Source organism: Leisingera daeponensis (assembly GCF_019801465.1).
Taxonomy (GTDB): domain Bacteria; phylum Pseudomonadota; class Alphaproteobacteria; order Rhodobacterales; family Rhodobacteraceae; genus Leisingera; species Leisingera daeponensis_A.
Genome location: NZ_JAHVJA010000003.1, coordinates 180,438 through 199,949, shown reverse-complemented (window position 1 = coordinate 199,949; position 19,512 = coordinate 180,438). Strand labels below are relative to the sequence as shown.

Annotated in this window: 20 protein-coding genes; 3 read left to right on the top strand and 17 right to left on the bottom strand. The window is 62.0% G+C overall.

The features are described 5' to 3' along the window. Positions 1-160 precede the first annotated feature (160 nt). Together KUV26_RS09300 and KUV26_RS09295 are read left to right on the top strand one after the other, a co-directional pair. Positions 161-697 (top strand): dihydrofolate reductase family protein, encoded by a 537-nt coding sequence (locus tag KUV26_RS09300; protein ID WP_222508137.1) that lies wholly within the window; start codon positions 161-163, stop codon positions 695-697. Positions 698-700: 3 nt separating this feature from the next. Continuing rightward, the gene (locus tag KUV26_RS09295) at positions 701-1,249 is read left to right on the top strand and encodes a TetR/AcrR family transcriptional regulator (RefSeq protein ID WP_222508136.1); all 549 of its coding nucleotides are present in this window, start codon (positions 701-703) and stop codon (positions 1,247-1,249) included. 77 nt (positions 1,250-1,326) lie between these two features. Here KUV26_RS09295 and KUV26_RS09290 read toward each other — a convergent pair whose 3' ends face one another. From KUV26_RS09290 to KUV26_RS09235, 12 genes are all read right to left on the bottom strand, one after another. Then, complete coding sequence (locus tag KUV26_RS09290) at positions 1,327-1,971, bottom strand: DUF1523 family protein (RefSeq protein ID WP_222508135.1); 645 nt, start codon at positions 1,969-1,971, stop codon at positions 1,327-1,329. Positions 1,972-1,982: 11 nt separating this feature from the next. Then, the gene (locus KUV26_RS09285; protein ID WP_222503253.1) at positions 1,983-2,249 is read right to left on the bottom strand and encodes a hypothetical protein; all 267 of its coding nucleotides are present in this window, start codon (positions 2,247-2,249) and stop codon (positions 1,983-1,985) included. A 1-nt stretch (position 2,250) separates the two neighbouring features. Next, complete coding sequence (locus tag KUV26_RS09280; protein WP_222508134.1) at positions 2,251-3,612, bottom strand: DUF6638 family protein; 1,362 nt, start codon at positions 3,610-3,612, stop codon at positions 2,251-2,253. Further along, entirely contained in the window at positions 3,609-4,535 is a 927-nt protein-coding gene (locus KUV26_RS23800; protein ID WP_222508133.1) for a putative phage abortive infection protein, read from the bottom strand. Before KUV26_RS23800 ends, KUV26_RS09280 begins: the two co-directional genes overlap by 4 nt. Positions 4,536-4,648: 113 nt before the next feature. Next, a complete protein-coding gene (locus tag KUV26_RS09270; RefSeq protein ID WP_222508132.1) occupies positions 4,649-6,586 on the bottom strand; it encodes an AAA family ATPase in 1,938 nt (645 codons plus the stop codon). Positions 6,587-6,691: 105 nt separating this feature from the next. Further along, positions 6,692-7,813, bottom strand: a complete 1,122-nt coding sequence (locus KUV26_RS09265; protein WP_222508131.1) for a hypothetical protein — start codon at positions 7,811-7,813, stop codon at positions 6,692-6,694. Beyond that, positions 7,810-8,274: a hypothetical protein gene (locus KUV26_RS09260; RefSeq protein WP_222508130.1), complete on the bottom strand. Its 465-nt coding sequence runs from the start codon at positions 8,272-8,274 to the stop codon at positions 7,810-7,812. Before KUV26_RS09260 ends, KUV26_RS09265 begins: the two co-directional genes overlap by 4 nt. A gap of 134 nt (positions 8,275-8,408) precedes the next feature. Then, positions 8,409-9,491 (bottom strand): hypothetical protein, encoded by a 1,083-nt coding sequence (locus KUV26_RS09255; protein ID WP_222508129.1) that lies wholly within the window; start codon positions 9,489-9,491, stop codon positions 8,409-8,411. A 172-nt stretch (positions 9,492-9,663) separates the two neighbouring features. Continuing rightward, positions 9,664-10,287, bottom strand: coding sequence for a class I SAM-dependent methyltransferase (locus KUV26_RS09250; protein ID WP_222503247.1), 624 nt, complete (start codon positions 10,285-10,287; stop codon positions 9,664-9,666). A 25-nt stretch (positions 10,288-10,312) separates the two neighbouring features. Then, a complete protein-coding gene (locus tag KUV26_RS09245; protein WP_222503246.1) occupies positions 10,313-11,059 on the bottom strand; it encodes a CDP-alcohol phosphatidyltransferase family protein in 747 nt (248 codons plus the stop codon). Positions 11,060-11,351: 292 nt separating this feature from the next. Then, positions 11,352-12,560: an aminopeptidase P family protein gene (locus tag KUV26_RS09240; protein WP_222508128.1), complete on the bottom strand. Its 1,209-nt coding sequence runs from the start codon at positions 12,558-12,560 to the stop codon at positions 11,352-11,354. Positions 12,561-12,783: 223 nt separating this feature from the next. Then, complete coding sequence (locus tag KUV26_RS09235) at positions 12,784-13,569, bottom strand: alpha/beta hydrolase (RefSeq protein WP_222508127.1); 786 nt, start codon at positions 13,567-13,569, stop codon at positions 12,784-12,786. Between the two features lie 180 nt (positions 13,570-13,749). On the opposite strand from KUV26_RS09235, the gene KUV26_RS09230 reads away from it, so the two are divergent. Next, positions 13,750-15,222, top strand: a complete 1,473-nt coding sequence (locus KUV26_RS09230) for an NAD-dependent succinate-semialdehyde dehydrogenase (protein ID WP_222508126.1) — start codon at positions 13,750-13,752, stop codon at positions 15,220-15,222. A gap of 38 nt (positions 15,223-15,260) precedes the next feature. Here KUV26_RS09230 and KUV26_RS09225 read toward each other — a convergent pair whose 3' ends face one another. From KUV26_RS09225 to glcF, 5 genes are all read right to left on the bottom strand, one after another. Beyond that, entirely contained in the window at positions 15,261-15,659 is a 399-nt protein-coding gene (locus KUV26_RS09225) for a globin domain-containing protein (RefSeq protein ID WP_222508125.1), read from the bottom strand. A 215-nt stretch (positions 15,660-15,874) separates the two neighbouring features. Further along, the gene (locus KUV26_RS09220) at positions 15,875-16,339 is read right to left on the bottom strand and encodes an Hsp20 family protein (RefSeq protein WP_222503241.1); all 465 of its coding nucleotides are present in this window, start codon (positions 16,337-16,339) and stop codon (positions 15,875-15,877) included. 132 nt (positions 16,340-16,471) lie between these two features. Continuing rightward, positions 16,472-17,284 carry a trypsin-like serine peptidase gene (locus KUV26_RS09215; RefSeq protein ID WP_222503240.1) on the bottom strand — a complete coding sequence of 271 codons (813 nt, stop codon included), beginning with the start codon at positions 17,282-17,284 and terminating at the stop codon, positions 16,472-16,474. Continuing rightward, positions 17,281-18,039 carry a trypsin-like serine peptidase gene (locus tag KUV26_RS09210; RefSeq protein ID WP_222503578.1) on the bottom strand — a complete coding sequence of 253 codons (759 nt, stop codon included), beginning with the start codon at positions 18,037-18,039 and terminating at the stop codon, positions 17,281-17,283. Before KUV26_RS09210 ends, KUV26_RS09215 begins: the two co-directional genes overlap by 4 nt. A gap of 150 nt (positions 18,040-18,189) precedes the next feature. Then, positions 18,190-19,512: a glycolate oxidase subunit GlcF gene (gene glcF, locus KUV26_RS09205; protein ID WP_222508124.1), complete on the bottom strand. Its 1,323-nt coding sequence runs from the start codon at positions 19,510-19,512 to the stop codon at positions 18,190-18,192.

The window sequence follows — 19,512 nt, the reverse complement described above, 5'->3', positions numbered from 1 at the left end:
ATCCGCCGGTCTGTTTGCGGCAAGCGCTTATCTTTCACGCAGTTACGCGGAATTCGTGCGGCCGGGCCGATTCGCGGTCACCCGGCCCAAGCACTAAGCTCTTGCCTCCGTCCGCCAATTAATTATACGTAATATAATTAATTCATCTCAGGAGCATCTCATGACAACCGGCCATGTCTTCATCGCCACCAGCCTCGACGGCTATGTGGCCCGACAGGACCATTCTCTGGACTGGCTGCTCAAGCAGCCTGCAGCTGAAGGCGACGACGGCGGCTTTGCAGCCTTCATGGACAGCGTCGACGGGCTGGTGATGGGAACAGGGTCGTTCCGCACTCTGCTTGGGTTCGACGCATGGCCGTACACCAAGCCGGTTGTTGTTCTCAGCAGCAGCCTGACCGCGCAGGACATTCCGGAACAGCTGACGGACAAGGTGCGCTTCAGCACCGCCACGCCGGCAGACCTCATGCAAAAGCTGCAAAAAGAGGGCTGGAAACGCGCCTATGTCGACGGCGGCCGGCTGGTGCAGTCCTTCCTGCGCAGGGGGCTGATCGCGGATCTGACCATCACAACGGTCCCGGTCCTGATTGGCAGCGGCATACCCTTGTTCGGAAACCTGGATAAGGACATCGACCTTAAAGTCGCAAATTCCCGCATCCTCCCTGCCGGAATGGTCCAAACCACCTTCACGGTGGTCTGACAGATGCCTCCGCGCAAGGGACGCCCGCCCAAAAGCGGCCGTACACTCAGCCGGCAGGACGTGCTGGAAAAAGCCCTGCAACTGCTCGACGAGGGCGGCAGCAAGGCCTTGACCTTCAAGGCGCTGGCCGATGCACTTGGCGTCACCCCAATGGCAGTAGCCCACCACGCTGGCACCAGGGACGAGATGATCGCCAGTCTGGTGGCCTCCGCATTCGAAGGTGCTGATACGCCTTCAAATGCGGAGACGCCAAAACAGCGGCTGCGCGAGTTGATGGCGCGCTATTGCGCCCGGGCGACCCGCCATCCGGAACTGACGAAATGTATTCTGGAGAATCCCTCCTTGATCGGCCCCACCCTGACCGGGCTGACCCGGCAAATCGAAGCGGAAATCACCGCCGCCGGCATGACCGGAGAAGACGCCCGCACCCTGCTTTGCCTGATCGTGGACTACACACACGGCTTTGCCTTCGCAGCCGCTGCCGCACCGGATCAGGCCCTGTCCATTGACGACTTCACCCCGGCGCTGGACTGGGTGCTCAACCGTATGTGAAACGAAAAAGCGCGGACCTGCCAAGGACCGCGCAACTGCCATTTCCGGTCCAGGCCGCCCCAACGGCGGCCTCTACCTCACTTCGATTTCCAGCTGTCCAGCCAGCGCCGGAACCGGCCCTGCCGCTCGGAAATCGCATCGCCCGCGGCATAAAGGCTGTCCTCAGCGCTTTCGATCATCGGATCGATCCGCGCCCGCCGGAACCGGCGCCAGCGCACATAGACGGCCCACAGAATGGCGGCCAGCAGCACCAGGAAGATGATCGTGAACCAATTGGTTGGCTTGTCTTCCGGCCCCGCCACCGGCTTGATCGACACCGCATTCGGGAAGATCGACAGGAACTCGTTGCGCCAGCCGTAATGCATCACCGCCACCCACTCCGGATTGGCCCTGGTCGAGATGCTGTCATTGGCGTCCGTGTACAGGTTCGCGGTGTCGAACTTGAAATACGGCGGCCAGTTCCAGCCGGTGTCCTCGTTGCGGTAGACCATGTTGCGGCCGTTGGCGCGCACCGCCTGGATGAACTGCACATCCCGGTTGATCAGCTGCGCCGACTGGTCATCCGGCTGCGACCAGAAAATCCGGGTCCAGTCGTTCAGCTCCTGCCGTTCCTCATAGGTGTTGACGATCCGCACCACGTCGTACTGCGGCAGCGTGTAATGCAGGAAGGCGCCGAACAGCACCCAGAAGGTAATCAGGAAAGCCCATTTGATAAAACGCATGGGGGTGGACCTCACATGAAATTAATGACGTAGATCAGGAGCGCCAGCGCCCCCAGCGGGATGATGTAGACCAGGAGGATCAGCTTGCGCCGGAACGAGCGGTCGTATTGCTTCAGCCCCCGCTGGATGAAGGCCGCGCGGTCGCCGGTCAACCCCTTCTCTTTCCAGCGCCGCTTGAGCTTCAGCCGCCGCATCTCGCGCGAGTACAGCGACACCGCGGCATAGACCACGGTTAGCACCACCAGAAGGATCAGGATCAGGCGGATAAAGCCGAACATATCAACGCCCCCTCACCCGGTTCACAGCCCCCCAAGGGCCGACCCGGTCAAGCACCGCCTTGCGCCGGTTCCGCGGCAGCCGGGGCAGCCGCCCCTCCATATCCGGCTCGTGCCCAAACAGCGCCTCGCGCGCGCCGGCCTTGTCCACCGCATACTCCCTCGCCAGAAACTCCGCCGCATAGGCTTTCTTGGTCTCCGGCCAGCCGCGGTACTGGCGGTAAAACTCTTCCTTGTGGCAGATGAACATCTGCCGGAAGTCATGCGGGCACAGCTCCGCCAGCAGCATGTTGACCAGATCACGGTCGGCCGTGTCCGACGCCCGCAGGGAATAGAAATAGGCCGGATGGTCCGAGGTGATCCGCGGCCATTTACCGCCCCCCTCGGCCCAGCGCACCAGCGCCGCCAGCCCCTCGAACTCCGCCGGCAGCTCATCCGCATGCCGCGCCGCCATCCGCCGCAGGTCGGACCGCGACAGGCCCGACAGGTCCCGCCCCTTCTCCGTCAGAACCGAAACCGCCAGAAACCCCATCTTCTGCCGCAGGATCGCCGCCCCATCGACGCCGCGCGCCCGGATCACCGGCTCCGCCAGGCCGTTCAGCTCCAGGAACCGGGCAATCGCATTGCGCTGGCTCAGGTCAAACACATGGCGCAGCGGCACGCCTTCGGGCTTCGCCCCGCTGGCAATCACCGCCGGATGCTCGACGTCCTGAAACAGGTACAGCCCGCCGAAATGCGCAGTCCAGAAGTTCGACTGCTCAAAGACCTCATGCTCCAGATGCACCGGATTGCGGGTCACATCGCCGGTCTTCTCAGCCGTCGCGATCATCTCCCCGATCAGCACATCGTCAAACCAGGCATCCTCACCTGATTTGAAGCGCTCCACCAGCTCCGCCAGCCGGTCCGCATGGCGCAGCGTGCCGCGGGTGGTATCCGCCTCGATCCGCACCTGCCGGATGTCGAACAGCTTCGCGGGCGAGGACACCTCAAACACCGAATTCACCAGCTCGCCTCCCACCGCATCCGTCGCGGTCAGCGCAAAAAGCTGGCGTTCATTCACCTCGATAAACCGGCGCAGAATGTCCCGGCTGGTGGAGAATTTCACGTGAAGCAGCGGGCAGCGCTTCTGCTCGGTCGACAGCAGAATGAACTGCCGGTTCACACCCGCATGGTTCAGATAGTGATCATCCCCCAGCTCATCGCCGATCTCCGGCGAAAAGCCCGAGATATCGACGTGGAAATCCGTGAGGCTCGTGGTCTTGCCGGTCAGATGCTTCAGCGCGCGATTATACCGCTCCACCAGCGCGGGCGAGGCCACATGGAAGAGATTGCCGAACATAAGGCCATGCTGGATGAGGCGTTTCATGTCGCCTCTCCAAAGCACTTCGCAGGAAGAAGCTGTTTGTGCTCTGGTTTCGCTAGTCGCTCTTGCGGGAGATTATCAAACAGCTGAAAGTCCTCCGCGTATTTCACAAAGTTTTGTCCCTTACCTGTCAGAGAGTTATAAAAAATCACCAATAGCTCATCATCGGAGAAGAGCGCCCGGATAAGTTTTTTGTGCTTGTCCTTTACAGCATCAGATTCACTGACTGCCCGCAGCATATTGTACACAAAGCGAAAGTAGTGCCCGAGATCTGAATGATGTTTTTCATACATCCGATCATACCGCTCTAGTGTTTTGTCTTGCGCCATTGAGGGATACATAGCGTCTCCGTGCGTTGGCTTCGAAAACTCCCTATAAGAATAACGAAAGCAGTCCCTTCCCTCATACAGAGGTTGGCTCTTGCTGCTGGACTTGATGTCCATTGCGTTCAAAATAGAATTGTGCGTTGCGATCAGCTCGAAAACAAAATTGTCGAAATTTTGCTCCGCAGCAGCCAACGCCATATCCTGCGTAGCTTGCCTTTGATCCTTGATCTCCCCACGTGTCAATCGCAACTCATTTCTCTGAGCTGCCAGCTCTTTTCCTTGGAGCGTGACAGTGACAATCAACCATAAAAACGCTAGGCCACCGGCCAAACCTGCAAGTGTATCCCCCACTTCATTTGCCGGAGCGTCAAAAAAGGCCACTAGTCGCATCTCGCAACGGCCCCCAAAATCGCATGTGTCGTCCAACGAAAATACCATGGCTGACGCCAAGAAGATAAGTGTTCCTGCCAGTCCAAACTTAATCAGCCCATCGACACCGCGCCAATACAGGCGGGCGTATCTCCGCAGCACTTCGTCCGGTGTCGTTGTGAGACGCCACCACATAACGACATAGATCAACCATTCAACGAACCGGTTCACCGATGCCCCCCCGCCTGAGCCGCTTGCGGCTCGGGCAGCGCCCGTCCGCCCCCATGGGCGGGCGCTCCGCTTCCGCCCGCGGACGGGCTCTGCCCTATTGTTGCGCGAAACACTCACCCCTTCCCCTCCAGATACCGCCGCTTGGCCTCTTCCTGCCGCCCGAAATCGCGCACCATGTTTTCAATCGCCACCTCATCCGACTTGTCGGCATAGCGGAACTCGCTGTCGGCGTAGCGGTTGATCTCCTGCACCACCATGTCCACCGTGATCGGCACCCGCAGCTCGGCAATCATCGCGGATTTGGTGTCATAATCCTTGAACAGGAACCGCTCCGGGTTCTCCATCCATTCATCCGGCAGCTCAAAATCCATCGCCCGCACCTTGACCGCATCGGTGATGTTCTTGATCGCCCGGCCGGTAAACCGCTCATCCGCCTGTTGAATGGCCTTCAGATAGGTCCCCAGCTTGGCCAGATCATCCAGCTCCCCAATCTGCTCATGCACCCGGCCAAAGACCTCTGCCAGCCCCGGCTCCTGCGGCCGGTTGTGCGCCTCGAATGACCGCGCGACGGCCTTCTTGATCTCCTGCGCACCGTACAGATCATGCTCGCCCAGCGGGATCTCGTGGTTCTTACCCATCAGAAGGGTCAGGATGTCGATGTAATCCTCCCGCGTCTGCGGCCCGTCCACCAGGAACCGCGCGCCGGCCCGCTGGCGCAGCGCGTCATCCACATTCTCCGGGTAGTTAGAGAACATGCCAAAGGTGCAGTTGCCGCGCACCACGGTATTGGCGCCGGCAAAGGCCTCCATGAACACCGCCGTCACCTCCTGCTGACCCGCTGAGGACTGCCGGTCGCCGCGCTTGCCTGCAATCTGGTCGATGTCGTCGATGGTGCCAAAGCCGATCACGCCCGGGTCGATCACATTCTGGATGAAGCTTTTGGCGTTCTGCCCCGACTTGCCCTGATAGCTGTCGATATTGTCGATGCCGAAGTTCTGATAGCGAAAGGCATAGCCCGCGTTCTGGCAATAGTCGTGGATCAGCCCCGCCATCATCTGGATCAGCGTCGTCTTGCCGGTCCCTGGCTTGCCGTCGCCCATGAAAGTGAAAATAAAGCCACCCATCTCGGCAAAGGGGTTCAGGCGGCGGTCGAAATCATAGGCCATCAGCATCTTGGACAGTCGCATCGCCTGGTATTTGGCGATATGGTTGCCGACCACCTCATGCGGTTTCTTGAACGCCATCGTCAGGGTGGTGGATTTCGCCTTGGCCGCGGGCTCGAAGCCATTGATAGTCAGATCATCCGACTCCACCCGCCAGGAAGCCGCGGTAAAGGCCTCCAGCCGCGGCGCATTCTGAGCCCGCAGGGCAGCCCTCTCCATCAGCTGCTCGGCATAGGCCGCCGCAGCCGCAATCAGATGCGCATCGTCAGGTGCGTGCAGCGCCAGCTTCTGGTCCAGCTCCCACAGCGCCCCGTGCAGGGCCAGCGGCGCGTTGTCGGTCAGCAGCTCCTCCGCTTCGCCCACCTCGGCCTGCGCCTCGCTCCCGTGCGGTGCCAGCAGATAGGCGGTGGCATTAGCAAACACATGCGCCGCAATCAGCGCCTCGGCGGCCAGAAGTTCGGTAAACTCGCCCTTCCGCGCGCCGTCCAGCGAGCCTGCCAGATTGGCCCGCTTCAGATCCGCCAGGCCGGAGACATCCGCATACGCTTCCGCCATCGCCAAAGAGACCGCCAGCGCCCGGCGCAAGGCGTGCTGCAAGGTCGCCTGCAAGGGCGAGGTCAGCGGATCCTCCTCATCCGCTGCTTCGATCCGGGCAATCAGATGCACGCCTTCGGCGCGCGCGGTGGAGCGGGTGACCAGCCCCGGCGTGGTCGAGCGGAAGCGGCGGCTACGGGCAATCCCGGGCGAGCGCTCCGGCGCCTTGCCCTCGGCCTGCGGCTTGGCGATACGCGGGGTATGGTCAAATCCCTCCAGCAGCGCCGCCGCAGCCGCGTAATGCTTGCGGATATCCTCTTCCCGCAACTCCATCTGATTGCCTGAAATGCTCATCTCACCCTCTCAATCCGCAGCGCGCAGCCTAAAATCCGCCCCACTTTTCATCTTTCCCAAAATACTCCCGCCGGAGGCTCCCGCCCCCGCAACACGCACAGGCGCTCAATACCGCAGCACCTGCCCGGCCTCGCTCACCACGAACTTCTGCACATCGCCGAACCCCGGCGGGTCCAGCTCTGCCAGTACCTGGAACGGGCGCTGGGGCAGGATGATCGCGCGCTGGGTCCGCGTCGCGCCGGTATCCGCACCGCGGCCGCCAAAGGGGTCGAGCGCAAAGATCTCCCGCTCCACGGTGCCGAACCAGCCCGCGCGCTCCTCTCGCACGTCTTCGCTTTCCAGCTCCTCCAGCGTCCAGGCCAACGCCCAGTCCTGACCCGCGGGCGCCTCCGCCTCCTCCAGCACCCGGTGCAGCGGCCCGGACTGCTCGGTATAGGCAGAGGAATACATCGGCCCCACATGAAAGCGGCGCAGATGCTTGGGGTGGAGGTCGTCGAAATCCTCGTCAAACCCCTTGGCAATCGTGACCAGCTTCAGCCCTGCCAAGGCCTGCGCCATCAGATGGGCCTGGACCTCGGGCCAGCGGCGCTCGTCCTTCGGCAGCGCTACCTTGCCGCCGTCCTCCAGCTCCATCAGGTAGATCACCGGCAGGTTCACCTGGCTGTCAAAAGCCGCCCAGTGCAGCAGGAAGCGCCGCCGCCGCTCGCCGATGTTCTCCAGCCATTCGCAGACCGGATCGTTCTGGGTCCAGAACAGCTCCCCCTTCAGCAACTCCTGATAGTAAAGCCGCTGCGACAGGGCGAATTGCAGTTTCGACGGCACCGTGCGGTCCGAGATGATGGTGCGCACCATTTCATCCTTCAGCTGCGTCTCGCTCGCCATATTGGCCAGGTGCCGCTCCGCCTGCTGGGCGTCATTGGCCATAGTCATCAGTTCGGCGGCGACCGGAAAACCGCTGTCGCGCTTGTCCATCGCCAGACTTCCGAAGAAGCGGCCTGTATCGCGCCCCGCCATCAGGTATTTCATCGAGAGCGCGCGGAAGGTGAAGTTCAGCCGCATGAGGTAAGCCGTCAGCACCTTCACATCGGACTTCGAAAGCCGCCCCTCCGCCTGCATCGCTGCCGCCACCCGGGTCAGATGCCGGATGATGGTCTCGAACTTCTTGAAGTACCTGCGTGAGGCAAAGGTATCGCTGAGGCCCGCGTGGTCGTGGGAGGGATCAGTCATGCGCACGCCCTTCTCAGTTCCACAGACGATTTCGCATGCAAGAAACCCGCCAGAAGGACAAAAACCCAAAATCCAGCAACACCGCCCCAGGGCAACCATCCTGTGCGAAGCAAAAAAGCACTTGTCATAGACCAGCTAACGACCGCAAACCAATTCCGCTTGAAGAATTGCAGCCAAACCTCGCGCGACCGCATTGCATCGCTTGCTGACAAGCAGTGTTTCGGCTCCACAATTGGATCGAGTAAAACCGGAAGCCTGGCTGCAAAAACCAGCAGCATCGGCGTCAGCATCCAAATCGCTGCGGCAGCAACCCATGTATGCCCGGCCCAAATTCCATAGAAAAACAGCGCCATAAAAACACATGCCCCGAACAGCCGGACGAAGCGGTTTACAGCTCGCTGTCTGCGGCGCAAGGCGAAGGTATCGCTGAGGCCGGCGTGATCGTTGGCGGGACCGGTCATGGCCACGGGCTTTCTTCTCTAGACGCGCCGACTGCGGCACGGACAGCGCCCGTCCGCCCCCCCGGGCGGGCGCTACGGTCCCACCCGCGGCCGGGCCCTGCCCTGCGTTGTTCCTGAAAGACCAACAAGGATGCTCACCCCCCATACAGGTTCTTGTCGTGCTTCTCGACAATCGCGGCAAACCGGCGGGCAAAGCGTTCGTCCGCCTTGGCCTTCTTCTCCAGCACGTCGCGGGCGAACACCATGTTGCCCTCATGCGCTTCCAGCATGTCGGCCATCTTCTGGTTGGTCGCGGTGCCGATCGCCGCCATTGCGGTTTGGGCTTCCTTGTCGGTCTGCACCCCGATCTCGTTGATCCTATGCGCCACATCCTGCTGCTGCGCGGTTTTCAGCGATTTGGTCAGCGCATCATACAACACCACCCGCTGCTGGGTGTCCGTCTGCAGCTTGTTGATCAGCACCATCTGCGTCGCCGCCTGGTTCTGCAAGCTGTCGACCCAGGTCTTGCCCTTCTCGATATAACGCTCCAGCGTCTGGGACTTGGCCAGCTTCACCTGCTCCTCCTGCACCAGCGCGTTGTATTTGGCGTTGATGTCGGCCAGCTCGGTCTCCAGCTTGGTGCGCGCGGCGGCGTCCTGCTCAACCGAGATCTTGTTCTCCAGCTCAATGATCTGCGGGTCCAGCGCCACGATCTCGGCGCGCACGCCTTCCAGCTCCTGCACCGTGAATTCGCGGTCGTCCAGCGTGGCAGACAGGTTCACCTGCACCTTCTCGCGCTGCTCTTCCAGGGTGGCCAGCTGGCCTTCCAGCAGCTTCACGATCACATCCGACTTGGCGATCAGATCCTGCAGCTTGTCGTCGATATTGGCGGTGCGCATCCGCTCCTGGCGCATCGAGTCCGACTTGCCGCGGCTGAAGAAACCGACAAAGCTCTCCCAGCCAGTCTTGTTGCGCATCTCGTCGAAATCCTTGGAAAACGCTGCCGTCACATCATCCAGCCCCATGATCAACTCGGCGATATTGGCATTCATCACCTCGGTGTGGGCGTGCACGTCTTCCAGCGTGGCGTTTTCGATGTCGATGCTGGCGTCCTCGCCCGCCTCAATCTTGCTGCGCGCGGTTTCAATGCGCGCCGTCAGGGCCTCGATCTTGGACTGCGACTCGCGCACCTTGTCCTGGCTCTCCGCCACCATCTTCTCAAATTGGGAAACACTCATGGTGTCCGGTCCTCCCGCTGAAATAACTGATCTGGATATGGGGATGTAATAATCTTTTACATCTCCTGGGGCGGCACAATTCCGCCCGTTTCAAATTTACTGTTGCAGACAGGCCGCACAAAGAAAAGCCCCGGGGATCTTCCCCGGGGCCGACTCGCGGAAACACCGTGTTTCACATGGTCTGCTGCTTGCCCAGAACCAGAAAGGTCATCATGCCGAAGGGCGGAATGCTCTCCTGCACCTCGACCTGCAGCCGGTCTTCCTGCAGCACTGTTTCCAGCGCAAAATCGGAATGCCAGCCGATCACGTTGGCGAGGGGCGCCGACAGCCGCTCCAGCGAGGCCCGGACTCCCTTGCCGCTCTTGAAGTGGTTGGTGATCACCACCTTGCCGCCCGGTTTCAGCACCCGCGCGATTTCATGCATCACCTGCTCCGGGTCCGGCACAACAGACAGCACATGCATGGCCGCCACCGTGTCGAATGAATTGTCCGGGAAATCCAGCTCCCGGGCATCCATCTGGCGCAGCGCCTCGACCTGTTTCAGACCCAGTTCGCGCACCTTGCCCTGCGCCTTCTTCAGCATGTCATGGCTGAAATCGATGCCGGTCACCTGCAGATGCGGCGCATAATGCTGCAAGGACAGCCCGGTGCCGACACCGACCTCCAGCACCTTGCCCTCGCGGGAGTTGATGTAGCGGGTCGCCCTGCGGCGGCCCGAACGCGTCACCGCACCGAATGTCCTGTCATAAACCGGCGCCCAGCGCGCGTAGGATTCTTCAACTGCCTTGATATCCAATTCGTCCCTCCCCGGACGTCCCGGGCTAGTCTTTTGGTTTGGAAACCAGCCCCCAAATCACCATAGCAACGTAGCCGAGGCATAGCACAACCAGCACGGTCCATGCATAGGTCAAGAGTGCCGCAGCCATGAAGGCAAAGCCCACAAGAAGGTACTTAACATTCTCGCGGGAAATTTTAACCGCTTTCGGCGACCAGGTCGGGATGTGGCTGATCATTGCCAGCCCCACCAGCACCATGTTGAGACAAATGAGAAGATCGTGGAGCACCGGATCGCCGCCGCCAAAGGCATAAGAGGCAAACATCGGCAGCAGCGCCAGCAGCGCCCCGGCAGGCGAAGGAATGCCCTCGAAATACCCCTTGCGGAGCTTCGGCGCCTCCTCCTCCGATTTACTGCTGACATTGAACCGCGCCAGCCGCACCACGCAGCAGACCGAGAACACCAGCACCGAGATCCAGCCAATGCCACGCATGTCCTGCAGCGCCCACAGGTAGATCACCATCGGTGTCGCCACTCCGAAGTTCAGGAAATCGGCCAGCGAGTCGAGCTCCGCGCCCATTTTGCTGACGCTGCGCAGCGCGCGGGCGAGCCGCCCGTCCAGCCCGTCCAGCACCGCCGCCAGCAGGATCAGCATCACCGCAAGCGTGTAATTGCCATAAACGGCTGAACGGATCGCCGACAGCCCGGCGCAGATGGCCCCGATGGTCATCATGTTCGGCATCAGCTGGATCAGCGCGAATTCAGACTTCTTCTTTTCCGGAGCATCATACATGGCGGTGGCACTTTCTTCCTCGCGGGGCGCTGGCAAGGCCGCGGCGCAGAGGCAAACCTGGGGGCAAACTTTGGGGCTATTATAACCGTGGCGCACATATGCCCCAAGAGCCGCCGCGGCGCAATATTCGCAGATTCTGCAGCCAGCCGGTGCACAGCGGGGTAAGGAGAGTGTACGGGCAGTGCCCCCAGAAGAGAAAGGGCACCGTGCATCGCGCGGTGCCACTCCCAACTGCGAAGGCCTCCCGCCCGGAGGCCATGAGCAGGCGGGAGCGCCCCGCCTGCGCCGAGGCTCAGCCGACCACGTTGAACTCCGGGCCGTAGGGGTACTTTGTGATGTTCTCGTTGCCGTCCTCGTGGATGATGAGGATGTCATGCTCGCGGTAGCCGCCGGCCCCGGGCTGGCCGTCGGCGATGGTCAGCATCGGCTCCATCGAAATCACCATGCCCGGCTCCAGCACCGTGTCGATGTCCTCGCGCAGCTCAAGGCCCGCCTCGCGGCCATAGTAGTGCGACAAGACGCCGAACGAATGGCCATAGCCGAAGGTGCGGTACTGCAGCAGATCCCGCTCCTCGAAGAAGGCGTTGATCTTATGGGTGATTTCCGCACAGCTCGCACCCGGTTTCAGCAGCGAGATCCCCAGCTCATGGGCCGCCACGTTGGCCTCCCAGATGCGCAGGGATTCGGCATCCACTTCCTTCACGAACATGGTCCTCTCCAACGCGGTGTAATACCCTGAAATCATCGGGAAAGTATTCAAGGACAGGATGTCGCCGCGCTGCAGGCGGCGGCCCGTCACCGGGTTGTGGGCACCGTCGGTGTTGATGCCGGACTGGAACCAGACCCAGGTGTCGCGGTACTCCGCATCCGGGAAGCGCTTGGCAATCTCCAGCTCCATTGCATCGCGGCCCGCCATTGCCACATCGATCTCCCGCGCGCCTTCCTTGACCGCGTCGCGGATGGCAAAACCGCCCACGTCGGCGACCGCGGCGCCGGCCCGGATCATGTCCAGCTCGGCCGCGGATTTGCCCATCCGCTGGCGCATGGTCGGCTCATAAAGGTCAACCAATTGCTTGGGCTTCAGGAAACCCTCCAGCCTGGCCTTCTGCAGCAGGGTCAGGTGATCGCTTTCAAAGCCGACCACCGCGCCCTCGCCGGATACCGACTTGATCGCGCGCCAGAAATTGTCGCGCTGCCAGTCGGTGTAGGTGATGTTGTCGCAGAACGAGCGCCGCCAGGGCTGGCCCGCATCGATGCCTGCGCTGATGGTCACCGCCTCGCTTGCGGTCACGACGAGGCCGTAGGGCCGGCCGAAGGCGCAGTAGGTGAAGCCCGAGTAGTAGGAGATGTTGTGCATCGAGGTGAAGACAGCAGCATCCACCCCTTTGTCGGCCATAATCTTGCGCAGGCCGGCAATCCGCGCCTCGTATTCGGAGACAGCAAATTGCAGCGGCGCCTTCTCACCATTGTGGAAACGGTACATTTCAGGACGTGCAGTCATATCAGACCCTTCCTTCTTACAAGAAAGGTCCCGGCGTTCAGGACAGATTTGGAATGTGGGGGCTGGCATGTAATCCATGCGGCGACGCCATCGCCCGGCCCTTGGGCTGGAAGATGCGGCGGAAAGAGGATTCTGGCAAGCGAAATCTTCCGCCTGATGAACGAGGGAAGCCCGTCATCACACACGCCCAGCAGGGCGTGTGCTACTGCCTGCCACCACGCAGTCAGTTCACGATCAGCGCCACCAGATCGCTCTCCGGGTCGGCCAGCGGGTCAATCACATTGAAATGGTGTTTGCCAAATGCAATCACGTGATCAGCGCCCCAGGCCTCCACCAGCCAGATCGCCTGATCCAGGAATGCCGGGCGTTCTTCACCGCCGACCCAGACCGTCACCTCAGCCGGATAGCGGTCCTTCATCTCCACCGGGCTTTCAGCCACGGCGGCGGCGGAATCCATCTTGAACTTCTGGTTCATCGAGGTCCGCAGCAGGGGCAGCAGATCGGAAAGCGGCGAGATCGGGATCACCGTCTTGATCCGCCCGCCCACCGCAGGCGGCAGCAGCGTTTTGTCCAGCATCCTTGCCACAAGATGGCCGCCTGCCGAATGTCCTGCGAGGGAAATGGGGCCATCCACCTCCGCCGCAATCCGGGTCACCGCGGCCGCGACCTGCCGTGTAATATCGGCAATACGCACATCCGGGCAGAGGTCATACGACGGCATTGCCACTGCCCAGCCATGCGCCAGAGCGCCACGCGCCAGATGCGACCAGGAGCTCTTGTCGAAAGCCAGCCAGTAACCCCCGTGCACAAAGACAAACAGCCCCTTTGGCTTGCCTGCCGGCAGAAACAGGTCGAACCTCTGCCGGGCACTTTCGCCATAGGGGATGTCCAGCCGGGCGCGCTCATGCAGGCTGTTGCGGAAATCCTCCGCCGAGGCCGCCCAGCGCGGCGGGTATTTGGCGGCGTTCTCGATATAGGCCCCGTTGGCATAGGCATCGTCTAATTCCATGCCCTATCTCCCCTGTTCTTATTGTTGGCTGCTACCAGACAGTCTGGCACAGGATATGTCAAATTGTGGTTCAAAAATCTTCACCTGTAATTTGATCAAATTCTGGACTCATCAATCGTTCTGGACATATCAAGGCACAGCTGCTTTGCATTCCGCAACAGAACCCCCGGGAGGCCCGCAATGCTTGACGCAACCACTGACCTGAAATCCCTGCTCAATGACCCCAGCCTGCTGGAAGCCCGCGCCTACATCGGCGGCCAGTTCGTAGACGGCGAAGGCACCTTTGACGTGACCAACCCGGCACGCGGCGACGTGATCGCCCAGGTGGCCGATACCAGCCGCGCGCAAGTTGCCGGCGCCATCGCCCAGGCCGATGCCGCGCAGAAGGAATGGGCCAAATGGACCGGCAAGGAGCGCGCCAATGTGCTGCGCAATTGGTATGACCTGATGATGGAGAACCAGGAGGACCTGGCGGTCATCCTGACCGCAGAAATGGGCAAGCCGCTGGCGGAGTCCCGCGGTGAGATCGCCTATGGCGCCTCCTTCATCGAATTCTTCGCGGAAGAAGCCAAGCGGATCTACGGCGAGACCATCCCCGGCCACCAGCGCGACAAGCGCATCACCGTGCTTAAACAGCCGATCGGTGTTGCGGCCTCAATCACGCCCTGGAACTTCCCCAATGCGATGATCACCCGCAAGGCAGGCCCGGCGCTGGCCGCGGGCTGTTCCTTTATCGCCCGCCCCGCCGCCGAAACCCCGTTGTCGGCGATCGTGCTGGCAGTGCTGGCCGACCGTGCGGGCATCCCGGCGGGCGTGTTCAGCGTGGTGCCGTCGTCGCGCGCTTCCGACATCGGCAAGGAATTCTGCGAGAACGACGCGGTGCGCAAGCTGACCTTCACCGGCTCCACCGAAGTGGGCCGCATCCTGCTGCGCCAGGCCGCGGACACGGTGATGAAATGCTCGATGGAACTGGGCGGCAACGCGCCTTTCATCGTGTTCGATGACGCTGATCTCGATGCCGCAGTCGAAGGCGCCATCATGTGCAAGTTCCGCAACAACGGCCAGACCTGCGTCTGCGCCAACCGGATCTATGTGCAGTCCGGCGTTTACGATGCCTTTGCGGAGAAACTGAAGGCCGCAGTCGAAAAGATGAACGTCGGCGACGGCCTCAAGGACGGCATCCATTTCGGCCCGCTGATCAACATGGAAGCGGTCGAGAAGGTGCAGGAGCACATTGCTGATGCCACCTCCAAGGGCGGCGAAGTGATCTTGGGCGGCAACCCGTCGGAACTGGGCGGAAGCTTCTTCCAGCCGACCATCGTCAAGGGTGCAACCCAGAACATGGCCTTTGCCACCGACGAGACCTTCGGCCCCCTCGCCCCGCTGTTCAAGTTCGAGGACGAGGACGAGGTGATCGCGATGGCCAATGACACCATTTTTGGCCTGGCGTCCTATTTTTATGCGAAGGACCTCAGCCGGGTGTACAAGGTGGCCGAAGCGCTGGAATACGGGATCGTCGGGGTCAACACCGGCATCATTTCCACTGAGGTGGCCCCGTTCGGCGGCGTCAAGCAGTCCGGTCTGGGCCGCGAAGGCAGCCACCACGGCATCGAGGACTATCTGGAAATGAAATACATCTGCATGTCGGTCTGATCCGCCCGGCGAAACAGCACAGCCGGGCTGAAAATGGCTCAGTGCCGGGGCATCGCCCCGGCCACCCGGCTGATGGCACTCGCCCATGCGAACTCGGTCGCAGGGTCCAGTTCATCCCCCAGAACATCGCGCAAAGCGGCGATCAGCGCCCGCTTTGCTGCCTCCGTCTCACGCGGGCCGAGATCCAGGTGAGCGTGCTCCCGAGACAGCCGGGTGCCGATCTCTTCCAGCCTGCGCGGGTCATCCAGGTTGCGTACACAGGATGCGATCATCGCCGTCAGCATCATTTTCTGCTTCACAAAATTACCGCGGAACATCGCCCGCGCTGCCGGTAGGCGGGTGAAGAGATGCACATAGAACCGTTCTGCCAGATCTGCCTTGCGGGCAAATACCCCGGCAAAGCTTTGCTGAACATACTGTATCTCTCTTGGTTCCATGCTACCTGCCAAGGCCGCGCGCCCATTGCAGCGGCGGGCGGCCAGGACGCCGTTGCAATACCATTCACCGCCCCATTGTGCCGCCCAATTCCTAACAACTGATTGCGCCTCAGAGGCCTCATGCGAACCCGCCTAAGGCGCACCCCGGCAAGCCACTAAAAAAGCCCCCTGGCAAGGCCAGGGGGCTTCTCGTGCGCGAACCGGGGTCCGGGTGATCAGTTGACCGCTTTGGCCTCGATCTCCGGGCGGTTCGGGCGGGAGGAGGAGATTTCGATCCGGCGCGGTTTCAGCGCCTCCGGCACCTCGCGGTGCAGATCGATGTGCAGCATGCCGTTTTCATGGCTGGCACCGGTCACGTGGACGTGGTCGGCCAGGGTGAAACGGCGTTCGAATGCGCGGGTGGCAATGCCACGGTGCAGGAAAGTGCGGTCTTCACCGTCCTCTGCTTTCTTCGCGGACACGACCAGCGCGTTTTCCTTAACTTCAACATTCAAGTCGTCGTCAGAAAAACCGGCAACAGCGATCGAAATGCGGTAGCTGTCAGCGTCAGTCTTCTCGATGTTGTAGGGCGGGTAGCTGGACTGGGCGGCATCGGCGCTCAAGGCGCGGTCCATCAGGCTGGCAATCTGGTCAAAGCCGATGGTGGCACGGTGCAGCGGTGCAAAGTCAAAGGTACGCATATTCCATCCTCATTCATGAGCGATTTCAGGATGCCTTCCCCGCGGGGACAGGCTGTTTTGCTCCAGGCCCCAATCAGCGGCTGCCCGGATAATCACGAGATAGGGATGGAAAATGCGGCTTCAAGAGGGGGGTCAGTCGCCAACGCTGACAAATTTAGCACCGCCCGCAGTGCCGCCGCCAACCCGGATCCGCTTGATCCTCCGGTCAGGTGCGGCCACCGGATTGCGGCGCAACTGCGCTTTCAGCTCGGCCACGCGCTCCGGCAGCTTCATGCCGAATGCCACCTGTTTGCCCCGGTAACTGCCGCCGCCGGAAACCAGCGCCAGGATACGCCCGCGCCCTCCCACCCGGGAAAACACCGGTGCCCCGGAGGAGCCGAAAGTAACGTTGCAATCAATCATCAGCACATCGTCATGTTCGCCCATCAGATTGCATTGGCGCTGGCGCGAGAGCGCCTCGGCCCGGCCCACGCCATAGGAGGTTACAGAGATATCGCTGCCGTAGCCGCGCCCGGAATGCAGCGCAAAAGCATCTGCCCGGCCGCTCTGCACCGGCTCTGCAAGGCGGATCAGCGCCACATCATGGCGGATGTTCTCCATACTCAGGCGGGTGCGCGGGTTGTAACCCGGATGCGCCGCGATCTGCAGCGCTTGGCTTTCGGCGATCGCGACCCCGTCGCGCAGGCCTGCACGGAAGCTGATCTGCTCCACCGGGCGCAGATTATCCTCTTGGTCATAGACGCAATGCGCCGCGGTCAGCACCAGATCCGGTGCGATCAGCGTGCCGGTGCAGAAGCCCTGCCCGTCCAGTTCCAGCCTGCCGACAGCTTCCCAGCCGAACAGGTCATCGCGGTCAGTCAGCCGCCGCAGGCCGCTGCCCTGGGCCGTTGCGCCGGCTCCGTGCGCCAGGGTGACAGCAGCCAGAATCAGTGCCCGCCAGTTCACTGCTTGATGAACTTGGCACCGGAAGAGCTGGCACGCTCTCCCACTTTGACCCGGCCCACGCCAGGCGGCAGCCGACCGCCGGTGGCAACGCCAGTCAGCTGCGCCTGCAAAAGTGTCAGTTCTTCTGCCAAGGCAGATCCGAGTGAGACCCGTTTGCCGCTCACCTCCGCCTTGGCGGAAATTACTGAAACAATGCGCGGGGAGCCGCCGTCGAAGGAGAACACAGGTGCGCCCGAGGAGCCGAAGTCCACGTCGCAGGACATCACAAGCACCCCTTGCTGGCGCGCCATCACCGCGCAGACCTCCTGCAAGGAGGGCGCCTCGGAGCGGTCATGGGCGTAGGAGACCACACCGATTTTGGCGCCCTTGCGCGGGCGTTCGTCAGTTTCAAACGGCGTAACCGTGGTATTGCGGATGGGGCGCTGCAGTTGCAGCAGGGCAATGTCATTGCGCACCCGGTCCGTCGACAGCTCCCCGTCATAAACATAGGAGGGATGCTGCACCGCCCGTCGCACACTGCGGTAGGCTGAGGCACGGCCGTTGCGCCAGCCGGCCAGAAACTCGATTGTGGCAGGGTCAATCGGTGCCTTTGTGCGGCTGTCATACAGGCAATGCGCTGCGGTCAGCACCAGGTCCGGAGCGATCAGGGCGCCGGTGCAAAACCCCTCGCCGTTCACATCAAGCCGGCCCACGGCTTCCCACTTGCGCCCCGCATCCAGCGTATCCATCCGCTGCAACCGGCTGTCCTGCGCCATTGCTGCGGCTGGCAGCAACAGCGCTGCAACCGCAAGAAACCACTGCCTCACATGCGTCTCCTCTTATCCACCGGCTGGGAGATTAACTGTCTGTTCCGGCAAAATTACGGCAAATGCGCGGTTTGTGCAGCCCGATTCCTTGCAGAAATTTCAGCGCAGGATGGGTACCTCCGGCGCCCGCCTGCCCGGTGCCGTCAGCGCAGGCGGCTGCGGGCCGCCTGTTGCCCAGTCCAGCAGCTCCACCGTATGCACAATCGGCACCTCCGTGCCGGAACCGATCTGCATCATGCAGCCAATGTTGCCCGCAGCGATCACGTCGGGCTCTTTGGCCTCCAGCGCCCTGACCTTGCGCGCCTTCAGCTGAGCTGAGATTTCCGGCTGCATCAGGTTGTAGGTGCCTGCCGAGCCGCAGCAGAGGTGGCTGTCGGCGGGCTCTACCACGCTGAAGCCAGCACGTTTCAGCAATGTCTTTGGGTGGGTCTTGATCTGCTGGCCGTGCTGCAGCGAGCAGGCGGCGTGGTAGGCCACGGTCAGCCCCTTTTCTGCGCCCCCGGGCAGGTCCAGCTGCATCAGCAATTCGGAGATATCCATCGCGATGCCAGACACCCGAGCCGCATCTGCTGCCAGCGGCGCGTTGCGGAACATGTGGCCGTAGTCCTTGACCGTGGTGCCGCAGCCGGAGGTGTTGATGACAATGGCGTCCAGCCCCTGCCCGTCCATCTCAGCCGCCCAGGCGCGGATGTTCTTGGCCGCGGTGGCGTGGCTCTCGTCCTCGCGTCCCATGTGGTGGGTCAGCGCGCCGCAGCAGCCCGCGCCCTCGGCCACCACCACCTCGCAGCCCAGCCGGGTCAACAGGCGGATGGTGGCGTCATTGATATCGGTGTTCAGCGCCCTCTGGGCGCAGCCGGTCATCAGCGCCACGCGCTTCTTGCGCGGCGCGGCGGGGGCAAAGCTCTGCGGATCGTCATTGCGGCTGACCGGCGGGATGGTTTCGGGCGCCATGTCCAGCATCGCGCGCAGCCGTTCGTCCGGCAGCAGCCCCTTGAACGGCTTCGCAAGCTTGGCCCCCAAGAGCGCCAGCCGGAACCGTCCCGGATAGGGCAGGATCCGGGCCAGCAGCCAGCGCAAGGCACGGTCGCTCCATGGGCGGTCATAGTGCTTTTCGATATAGGCGCGCGCATGATCCACCAAGTGCATGTAGTGCACGCCCGAGGGGCAGGTGGTCATGCAGGCCAGGCAACTGAGGCAGCGGTCGATGTGCTTGACGGTTTTGGCGTCCGGCACCCGCTCGTTCTCCAGCATGTCCTTGATCAGGTAGATGCGGCCGCGCGGGGAATCGAGCTCGTCGCCCAGCACCTGATAGGTCGGGCAGGTCGCGGTGCAGAAACCGCAATGCACGCAGGTGCGCAGAATTTCATTGGCGCGTTTGGTGCCAGGGTCTTGCAGCTGTTCTTCGGTGAATGTGGTCTGCAT